Here is a 3,814-nt window from a genome sequence, read left to right on the forward strand (position 1 = left end):
ACTAATCACGAGGTCCCCATAATGCGGAGGAACGCGGCCTGATTGGCGGATTTTCGCCATTCTTGGCCATGCTCCTCCTCATTATTTCAGAGCGTGTCGAGCCAGGCGAGCACGCTTCCATCGCGCTTCCAGGATGGTTTGCCTCCGGGTGTGGTCGGAGCGGCGACCTGTTCCAGGGCTTTCCGCTTCGTTTCCAGATTGGCCCTGGCATAGTGGTTGGTTGTATCGAGGCTCACATGGCCGAGCCAGCTGCGTATGATTGTAACGTCGACGCCCGACGAGATGAGGTGCACGGCGGTGGCGTGGCGGAAGGCATGTGGCGTCACATGCTTGGCACATAGCGTTGGCATGGTTTCGGCCGCAGACCTCACGTAGGCAGCAAGCTTGAATCGGACCCCCGAGGCACTGAGGGGGGCGCCATAGCGATTGACGAACAGCCGCTGGTCAGGCGCCCGTGGCTGCCGCTCGAGCAGTTTGCGCAGCAACAGGACCGTTTCTGGCCATAGCGGACAGATGCGTTCCTTCCGCCCCTTGCCGGTCAGACGCACGCAGCTCGGGCTTTCGAACCGGATTGCCTCGGGGCATAGATCTAGCGCTTCCTGTATCCGTGCGCCGCTGTTGTAGAGGAACGAGAACAGTGCATGGTCGCGCGCACCCTCAACGGTCAAACGGTCTGGCTGAGCGAGAATCGCCGTCACTTCCGCCGGATCCAGATAGCTCGGCTCCGACACGGGAGCACGCTTGATCGGGATATGGAGGATTTCGACGCATTGTGCGATCGACGCGGGATCCTTGGTGGACACGAAGTGGAAGAAGCTGCGGATCGCGGCAAGCCGGCAGTTGCGCGTGCCGATTGTGCCGCCGCGTTCATGTTCGGCGTGGCCGAGGAACGCAATGACGGTACTGGCGGTCAGATCGGCCAGCGTGATCACCACCACCTTCTTTCCCGCACGCTGTGCGACGAACCGCAGCAACAGCCGCCAGGTGTCGCGGTATGAGCGAACCGTATGGATGGACGCGTTGCGCTGCTCGACCAGCCATTCGTAGAAGAACGCGCGCAGCAGTTTCGGGAACGGGTCGGCCTTGCTCATGGCTGCGCCTCCCGCCCCAGGCTGAGGCATTGAGCGCCCATCGTGCGGAACCGCTCGTTGGCGAGGTGCAGCAACTCCTGCGTGACCGTGATGTAGACCAGCGTGGAGTTGATATCCCGATGGCCGAGGTAAGTCGCAAGGAACGGCAAGCGCTCCTGCGGATTGATGCCCGTTCGGTACCATTCGAGGATTCTGTTCACGACCATCGAGTGGCGCAGGTCATGCACGCGCGGGCCTGCTTTTCCTCGCAATGGTTTCAACCCAGCGCGGCGTATGACGTCGGTGAGCAGCCAGGTGATCATTTCCGGGGTGTAATGGCCGTCGCCTCGCTCGTGCCAGAACAGACCCGAACGCGCGTCCTGTGATCCACCGGCACACCGGCGCGCATCGATGTAGGCCCGAAGCGCGACCACGACGCTGTCCGGTAGCGGCAAAATGCGGGTCTTGAAGAACTTGGTCTGTCGGATGGTGATGGTACCCTCGTGCAGGTCAACATCACCAAGATCGAGACGGGCAAGCTCACCGCGCCGCAAGCCCGCGCAATAGGCGAGGAGCAGCATGGTGTACATGCTCTGCGGGCGAAGTGGTGCCCGCGGCGACGGGTAGTTACGTGCGATCTCGAGCATCCGCCGCACGTCGGCAGGCGAGTAGATATGAGGCGTTCGCCATTGCTTGGAGGCCTCCTTCCTCGGTCTCGGGTCTGGTCGCCGCATAGGTATCGACGGGTCGCGGTGACGAAGGATTTTCGCAAAGACGCGCTTGAGCTTCTCGCATTCCTCGGCGTGATGACGCGTGCCATTCGTTGCTGGCCATCGATCTATCATGGAGTTCAGCGTCTCGGCTTCCGGTCCCGGATGCAACTGGAGGAACCGGTCGAACCGCAGAAGCAACTGGGACTGCGATGTGTATTTGTATCCTCTGCGCCGCATCATCGCGACATGCTCGGCCATCATTTCGCCCAGCTCGCTGCCGAACGGTCTGGGCTGGCGTAGTTCGGCAAGTGCCTTTTCCGGATTCCGCGACGCCAATGCCCGCCAAATCGGCATGCACTGCTTGATATTGCACTCATCGCGCAGAGCGGCGACGGGATTGCGTTGGATCGTGCCGATTTCGGCCAGGCGTTCGAAGAACCGGTCAACGATGCGGGTGCGGTGCAAGAGCGTGGACGGCGCTCGACGAACGGCCGATTCTCGTAGCCAGGCCAGCAGAACTTCCTGATCGAGTGCCTCGAAACGTTCGACGACATCCTGCAAGCCATGCAAGACTTGGGCATAGCCGGCTCGGCTTTTCGTGCTGCGCAGATCAAGGCTCGCGACATAGCGACCAATGATCGCGCGGTCGGGATCGGGCCAGCGCGCGGTCATTCGACCAACTCCATTCCCGGCACGTCTAGCGCGATGGCCCTGAGGTCTTCGGTAGCAAGCTTGAGGTAGGGAGCCGTCGATCCTGTCGAACGATGTCCCAGCACGTCGCCGATGACCTTTTGAGGCACCGCGGCGCGCAGCATTTCGACCGCGCGCGCATGACGGAAGATGTGGGGGCCGCACTTACCAGCCGGTTGGACGCCAGCGTCACGGAGCCGCCGCCGAACCATGCTGTAAAGCTTATCGAGCTTTCGGTAGGGCGCGCGTGTACGCACGAAGATCTCCCTGACATCGGTCGAGGGACGCCCGGAGCGCAGATAGGCGAGCACCGCTTCGCCGACCGGCTCAAGAAGGGGCAGGAATGTGCTGGCTCGCGTTTTGTGGTGATGCACATGGATGGCTTCCGTTCGCCAGTCGATATCCTCGATCCGGAGATGGCGGATTTCACCTGACCGCAGACCATAGGCTGCGAGGAGTTGCAGGATCGCATAATCCCGCAACCCCGCCGGTGACTTGTCCTTCTCGGCACTTTCCAGCACGGCGATGATCTGCCCGCGGTCCAGGACCGAAGGTACGCCTTCATATGCATAAAGCGTCGGTGCCAGGACATGCCCGGACAGATCCGTCGTAACGCGACCTGTGATATGGAGGTAGCGCAGTAACGCGCGAAGCCGCTCTGTGACAGACTTCAACGAGCAGCGCCTCAATTTCGGCGCGCGCAAATCCATGTAGTGGTCAATGTCAGTCACGCTCAGAACCGCCAAACCGTTGAGCCCGTGATCGATCTGCCAGGCAAGGAAGTGCCAGGCTTCCCACATCAGCGCTGCAACGCTGGAACAAGCCAACCCGCGTTCCTCACGCAGCCAGATTTCGTATTCGGCGCAGATTGAAAATCGGACCTCATCGGCCTCGCAGGCTGGCTTGATGGCGGGCGGCCATTGGCCGTGAACAAGCCGCAACAGTGCGTGAATTCCGGAGCGTGGGACCTCGCGCCAGCGCGCACTGGGACGTCGACCACGCTGCTTTTCGAACTGGACGATTGCGTGCCGCAGATATTGTTCCACATGCACGTCGATCACGTCCGCGACGGGGATGCCCCGCTGCCCCAGATAATCGAGAAATCCAGACGCGTAGGCGCAGTAGTTCCTCGCCACCACCAGGCTGTATCGCTGACCGATAAGCGACGACTTGAGTGCGGCGATTAGTTCGTGATGGTTATCCGACATGGGCGGCTCCTCTGCTGGTCGATTGACCCCCAGAGGTTCTGCGCCAAATAATGCGAAGCAAGTCGATCCAAGAAAGGCGAAAATCCGCCAATCAGGCCGCGTTCCTCCGCATTATGGGGACCTCGTGATTAGT

Annotated in this window: 3 protein-coding genes; all 3 read right to left on the reverse strand. The window is 61.1% G+C overall.

The genetic code is table 11. The features are described 5' to 3' along the window. Positions 1 to 86 precede the first annotated feature (86 nt). Genes NJ75_RS23060 through NJ75_RS23070 form a run of 3 tightly spaced genes read right to left on the reverse strand, consistent with a single transcriptional unit; the run spans position 87 to position 3,681 of the window. Positions 87 to 1,091: a tyrosine-type recombinase/integrase gene (locus NJ75_RS23060; RefSeq protein WP_039338739.1), complete on the reverse strand. Its 1,005-nt coding sequence runs from the start codon at positions 1,089 to 1,091 to the stop codon at positions 87 to 89. Then, positions 1,088 to 2,455, reverse strand: coding sequence for a tyrosine-type recombinase/integrase (locus NJ75_RS23065; protein WP_039338740.1), 1,368 nt, complete (start codon positions 2,453 to 2,455; stop codon positions 1,088 to 1,090). The genes NJ75_RS23060 and NJ75_RS23065 overlap by 4 nt, the downstream gene beginning before the upstream one ends. Continuing rightward, positions 2,452 to 3,681 carry a site-specific integrase gene (locus NJ75_RS23070; RefSeq protein ID WP_039338741.1) on the reverse strand — a complete coding sequence of 410 codons (1,230 nt, stop codon included), beginning with the start codon at positions 3,679 to 3,681 and terminating at the stop codon, positions 2,452 to 2,454. The genes NJ75_RS23065 and NJ75_RS23070 overlap by 4 nt, the downstream gene beginning before the upstream one ends. Between the last annotated feature and the right edge of the window lie 133 nt (positions 3,682 to 3,814).

The organism is Novosphingobium subterraneum, from assembly GCF_000807925.1.
In the GTDB taxonomy this organism is placed as follows: domain Bacteria; phylum Pseudomonadota; class Alphaproteobacteria; order Sphingomonadales; family Sphingomonadaceae; genus Novosphingobium; species Novosphingobium subterraneum.

What these genes read in the sequence shown, in the direction of transcription:
- NJ75_RS23060 (WP_039338739.1), bottom strand. Translation starts at nt 1,091, where the DNA reads ATGAGCAAGGCCGACCCGTTCCCGAAACTGCTGCGCGCGTTCTTCTAC.
- NJ75_RS23065 (WP_039338740.1), bottom strand. Translation starts at nt 2,455, where the DNA reads ATGACCGCGCGCTGGCCCGATCCCGACCGCGCGATCATTGGTCGCTAT.
- NJ75_RS23070 (WP_039338741.1), bottom strand. Translation starts at nt 3,681, where the DNA reads ATGTCGGATAACCATCACGAACTAATCGCCGCACTCAAGTCGTCGCTT.